Here is a 5,009-nt window from a genome sequence, read left to right on the forward strand (position 1 = left end):
CCCGAGCACTAGACCAGTGAGCTGTTACGCACTCTTTCAAGGGTGGCTGCCTCTAAGCCAACCTCCTGGTTGTCTGTGCACTCGGACATCGTTACCCACTTAGCATGCACTTGGGGACCTTAGCCGGCGATCTGGGCTGTTTCCCTTTTGACGCTGAAGTTTATCCCCCAGCAACTGACTCCCCGGGTAGACATATCGGTCTTCGGAGTTTGCCTGGCTTCGGTAATCTGGTAGGACCCCTAGGCCAAACAGTAGCTCTACGGCCGACATGCAATATTCCGGAGGCTATACCTAAATATATTTCGGAGAGAACCAGATATCACTGAGTTTGATTAGCCTTTCACTCCGACCCACAGCTCATCCCCGCAGATTTCACCCTACGTGGGTTCGGTCCTCCACGAGGTCTTACCCCCGCTTCAACCTGGCCATGGGTAGCTCACTCAGTTTCGGGTCTGCCGCATACGACTAAATCGCCCTATTCGGACTCGCTTTCGCTACGGCTCCGCTCATCGCTTAACCTTGCCGCATACGAGCAACTCGCTGGCTCGTTATGCAAAAAGCACGCGGTCACAGTTCAAAGAACTGCTCCCACACCTTGTAAGCACACAGTTTCAGGTTCTATTTCACTCCCCTTCCGGGGTTCTTTTCACCTTTCCCTCACGGTACTAGTCCGCTATCGGTCACCTGGGAGTACTTAGCCTTGGAGGGTGGTCCCCCCAGCTTCAGTCCGCGTTTCACGGGCGCGGACCTACTCAGGAACAGCTGCGAGAGTCATCACAGTTTCGGCTACGGGACGTTTGCCCTCTATGGTGCGCGGTTCCACGCGCTTCGCCTACCATGATGTTTTGTAACTCTCGTCGAGCCAGTCACGACTCGAGTCGCTGCCCTACAACCCCATATACGCAACGAGTGACTTCTTACACGTACATGGTTTGGGCTAGTCCCTTTTCGCTCGCCACTACTCAGGGAGTCTCGGTTGATTTACTTTCCTCGGGGTACTGAGATGTTTCACTTCCCCCGCTTACCTCTACCCATCCTATGTGTTCAGATGGGAGTAACGCCGCATTACCGGCGCTGGGTTTCCCCATTCGGAAATCCACGGGTCAAAGGCTGTTCAACGCCTCACCGTGGCTTATCGCAGTCGTCCACGTCCTTCATCGGCTCCAGGTGCCAAGGCATCCACCGTGTGCTCTTACTATCTTGACGGTGATCACGGAATCCCACACGAGCGCGTGGTCTTCCGCGGTGATACCCGTTCACTCAGCCCGCGTTGGAGGGCTGAGTGAATTATCGCTGTGCAGTTTTCAAGGGCCGCCGAGAGGGCAAACGGCCGACCAATGGTCGACCGTTCGGTCTCTCAAAACGCAACAGCATGAGACCCTTGCGGGTCATTCAGTTCCAGAATTCGGTCAACGTTCAGGCACCGAGACCAGATGGCCTCGATGTGCACATATTTCAGTGCTCCCTAGAAAGGAGGTGATCCAGCCGCACCTTCCGGTACGGCTACCTTGTTACGACTTCACCCCAGTCACGAGCCCCACCTTCGACGGCTCCCTCCCTTGCGGGTTAGGCCACCGGCTTCGGGTGTTGCTCACTCCCGTGGTGTGACGGGCGGTGTGTACAAGGCCCGGGAACGTATTCACCGCGGCGTTGCTGATCCGCGATTACTAGCAACTCCACCTTCATGCAGGCGAGTTTCAGCCTGCAATCCGAACCGAGACGTACTTTGTGAGATTCGCTCCACCTCGCGGTATCGCAACCCTCTGTATACGCCAATGTAGCACGTGTGTAGCCCTGGACATAAGGGGCATGATGACTTGACGTCATCCCCACCTTCCTCCGGTTTGCCACCGGCAGTCTCGCATGAGTCCCCAACTTAATGCTGGCAACATACGACGGGGGTTGCGCTCGTTGCGGGACTTAACCCAACATCTCACGACACGAGCTGACGACAGCCATGCACCACCTGTGATCGTGCCCGTAAGGGAAGACGTGTTTCCACGCCGGTCACGAACATGTCAAGCCCAGGTAAGGTTCTTCGCGTTGCGTCGAATTAAACCACATGCTCCGCTGCTTGTGCGGGCCCCCGTCAATTCCTTTGAGTTTTAGCCTTGCGGCCGTACTCCCCAGGCGGGATACTTAATGCGTTAGCTTCGGCACGGAGGGAGTTGACACCCCCCACACCTAGTATCCATCGTTTACAGCGTGGACTACCAGGGTATCTAATCCTGTTTGCTCCCCACGCTTTCGCGTCTCAGCGTCAGTACTGTCCCAGCGAGCTGCCTTCGCCATAGGTGTTCCTCCTGATATCTGCGCATTCCACCGCTACACCAGGAATTCCACTCGCCCCTTCCAGACTCTAGTTCAGCAGTATCCACCGGCATCCCAGGGTTGAGCCCTGGACTTTCACAGCAGACTTACTGAACCGCCTACACGCGCTTTACGCCCAATGATTCCGGACAACGCTCGCCCCCTACGTATTACCGCGGCTGCTGGCACGTAGTTAGCCGGAGCTTCTTCTGAAGGTACCGTCACTCCGATTGGCTATTAACCAGTGAAGCTTCGTCCCAACTGAAAGCGGTTTACAACCCTAAGGCCTTCTTCCCGCACGCGGCGTTGCTGCGTCAGGCTTTCGCCCATTGCGCAAGATTCCCCACTGCTGCCTCCCGTAGGAGTCTGGGCCGTGTCTCAGTCCCAGTGTGGCTGATCGTCCTCTCAGACCAGCTACCCATCGTTGCCTTGGTAGGCCATTACCCCACCAACAAGCTAATGGGCCGCGGGCTCATCCCAATGCGGAGGCCGAAGCTTCCTTTCCCCTACAGACTGATGCCCGTAGGACACATCCGGTATTAGCCCGTCTTTCGACGGGTTGTCCCGGTCATTGGGGCAGATTACCCACGTGTTACTCACCCGTTCGCGGCTTTGCACCGGGGCAAGCCCCGGGTCGTCGCTCCACTTGCATGTGTTAGGCACGCCGCCAGCGTTCGTCCTGAGCCAGGATCAAACTCTCCGTGAAGTGCCAATCGGCGAACCGACCGGCGAATCCAGCCGACAGAGTCGGCTTTAGCCGCGCAGCGAACTGCACGACCGAAGAGTCGTCATGAACTCTGTGACGGTGCCGGTACACTGTGGCACCGTCGTCCATGACGGGTAGTTTGATTAATCGATGACTCGATTATCGAATTCTGGACGCACATCTCTCTCTCAAGAGACATGCGCATGCTGTTGCGTTTTCAAAGACCGCCGCGCCCTTCGGACCAGGTACTCCGTATCCGGAGGCGCACACCGAATCGCTTCGGTGCGGGCTGAGGACATTAGCAGATCGCTCTGACCAGTGTCGAGATCTTGTGTCGATCTCTCGGTCTCGGCGGCGCCTGTTCCTCAGCGGCCCGGGCAATATACATCTTTCGAGAAGGCGCGCGTCGTGACCCTGTGAATTTCTTCCCCGAGTTGCTCAGGAAGGGGTCACCAAACGCACGAAACGCCGCTTGCCAAGGCGCAATACGGCGTCCTGAAGATCTTTTGCATCGACGTCGAGATTGGTCGCGTTCGCGACTTCTCCGTTGATCCGGACCCCTCCCTGGCCGATCGCGCGACGGGCCTCCGACCTCGAGACCCCGAACGCCTCGGCCAGCAGCGCCGGCAGATGCAGCACCGGATCGCCGGGAAGCGCGTGCTCCGCGATCTCCTCCGGCACTCCTCCGTCGCGGAACAGCCGATCGAAGGCCTCCTGGGCCTGCTCCCCCTGCCCGGCCCCGGCGAAGCGATCGCACAGCGCTCGCGCGAGCGCGCGCTTGCGCGAGCGCGGGTCGCCGGCCGGCACATCGCCGAGATCGATCGCCAGCAGGCTGGCCCATTGATCGGTCAGCTCGTCCGGGATCCGCATCGTGCGACCGAAGATCTCGTCCGCCGGCTCGCCGATCCCAATCTGGTTGCCGAGCGACTTCGACATCTTCTGGCTGCCGTCGATCCCGACCAGCAGCGGCATCGTCATGACGGCCTGCTCCGGGACCCCCTCCGCGCGCTGGACGTCGCGCCCGAACAGCAGGTTGAAGGTCTGGTCGGTGCCGCCGATCTCGACGTCGGCCCGGATCGCGACCGAGTCGTACCCCTGCAGCAGCGGGTAGACGAACTCGAGCAGGCTGATCGGCCGTTGTCCGGCGTAGCGCTTGGCGAAGTCGTCGCGCTCCAGCAGCTGGGCCACCTTGGGGATCCGGGCCAACCGCAGGAAGGCGTCCATCGGCATGTCGAGCCACTCGCCGTTGCGGCGGACCTCGAGCAGCTCCGGGTCGTCGCGCAGGATCCGCCCCGCCTGCTCCTGGTAGGTCCGCGCGTTGTGCTCGATCTCCTCGGCGGTCAGGACCGGCCGGGTCGCCGAGCGGCCGCTGGGATCGCCGACGCGCGCCGTGTAGTCGCCGACGATCAGGACCACCTGGTGGCCGAGGTCCTGGAACTCCCGCAGCTTCTGCAGGACGACGACGTGGCCGAGATGGATGTCGGGGGCCGTCGGGTCGATACCGAGCTTGACCCGTAGCCGGCGGCCCTCGCGCGCCGCCGTGGCCAGGCGCTCCTCGAGACCCCCGTCCGGGTTCACCGCCGCGGCGTTGCGGGCGAGGAATCGAGCGTCGGCGCGAGGGTCTGACATGCCGCCGATGGTAGAATATGCGGGCTCTCTCCCCGCGAGCCACGGCCGGGCATCTGCCGCCTCACCTCCCGGCCGGCCGTCGCGAGAACCATGATCGACCCCACCGGACAGCCCGGAGCGCAGGCGGACGCCGCGCACGCCGACCCGGACCCGAGCGACGCCTCGGTTCCCGGTCCGGCCCCCCAGACGCCCTGGTGGGGACGCTCGACGACTCCGCCCGCGCCTCCGACGGCACCGGCTCCGCGGCGCTCGCGGATCACCCCCGGGGCGCGACCCGTGCCCACGCCGCCGGCGCCCGCGCCCGTCGCGCCTCGCGCGCCCGCACGGGACGCGACCCGGACGGCCCGCGTCCACGGCCCGGGCG

At 61.7% G+C, this 5,009-nt stretch carries 1 protein-coding gene and 2 rRNA genes (1 of these 3 running past the window's edge); all 3 read right to left on the bottom strand.

Features of this window, described 5'->3' with window-relative positions:
• Window positions 1–1,206: ribosomal RNA gene (locus PAI11_RS06905) — 23S ribosomal RNA — on the bottom strand (it extends 1,782 nt beyond the left edge of the window).
• A 263-nt stretch (window positions 1,207–1,469) separates the two neighbouring features.
• Window positions 1,470–3,016, bottom strand: a 16S ribosomal RNA gene (locus PAI11_RS06910).
• Together the 16S and 23S rRNA genes form the textbook arrangement of a ribosomal RNA operon.
• A gap of 438 nt (window positions 3,017–3,454) precedes the next feature.
• Complete coding sequence (gene tyrS / locus PAI11_RS06915) at window positions 3,455–4,645, bottom strand: tyrosine--tRNA ligase (protein WP_007572313.1); 1,191 nt, start codon at window positions 4,643–4,645, stop codon at window positions 3,455–3,457.
• Between the last annotated feature and the right edge of the window lie 364 nt (window positions 4,646–5,009).

It is taken from the genome of Patulibacter medicamentivorans (genome assembly GCF_000240225.1).
Classification (GTDB): domain Bacteria; phylum Actinomycetota; class Thermoleophilia; order Solirubrobacterales; family Solirubrobacteraceae; genus Patulibacter; species Patulibacter medicamentivorans.